Raw genomic sequence first — 624 nt, forward strand, 5'->3', positions numbered from 1 at the left:
TGCCGCGGTGCTCGATGCGCCGCTGTTTGCCGTAGGCGTCCTTCTTGCCGAGATTGAACAAACCCATGGTTGGCCTCGTCGGTGCGCTCCGATCCGTGTAGCGGCCGGATCCCCTCTCTACTCCAGTCCTGCGACACGCCGTGTCGTCTGCCGGGGTGCAGCCGCCGGCGGCCGTGGGCTTGGCCAAGCCCCACTGGATCCCGCATGATGCTCGCTGGAATCCGCCCCAATCGCCCAGGGACCGAGCGATGACCGACACCCTTCTGCGCCAGTGGACGATGCTCCAGGCCATTCCCCGCTACCCGCGAGGGGTCAGTGCCCCTGGGCTGCATAAGCGGCTATCGAGTGAAGGCTACGACATCCGCCTGCGCACCGTGCAGCGGGATCTCAACACCCTCTCGCTGGAATTCCCCCTGCTTTGCGAGCGTCAGGGCAACGAACAGCGCTGGTCGTGGCGGCCCGATGCGCCGGTGCTCGACGTCCCCGGTCTATCACCGGCAGCCGCACTGGCCTTCCGTCTGGCCGAACTGCACCTGAGTGGGCTGCTCGCTCCCGAGGCCCTGCGGGCGCTGCAGCCACACTTCGAGGCCGCCAAGCGCGTGCTGGCCCATGGGGGCTCGCAGC

General features: G+C 68.1%; 1 protein-coding gene and 1 pseudogene. One reads left to right on the forward strand and one right to left on the reverse strand.

The genetic code is table 11. The annotated features are described in order from the left end of the window. On the reverse strand, positions 1 to 187 hold a 187-nt coding region (locus LRA98_RS12885; RefSeq protein WP_238634283.1), incomplete at its 3' end, for a hypothetical protein. A gap of 61 nt (positions 188 to 248) precedes the next feature. Between LRA98_RS12885 and LRA98_RS12890 the strand changes: the two are divergent. Next, a pseudogene (locus LRA98_RS12890) lies at positions 249 to 624 on the forward strand (WYL domain-containing protein); the annotation flags it as partial.

The organism is Halorhodospira sp. M38, from assembly GCF_022227985.1.
GTDB lineage: Bacteria > Pseudomonadota > Gammaproteobacteria > Nitrococcales > Halorhodospiraceae > Halorhodospira > Halorhodospira halophila_A.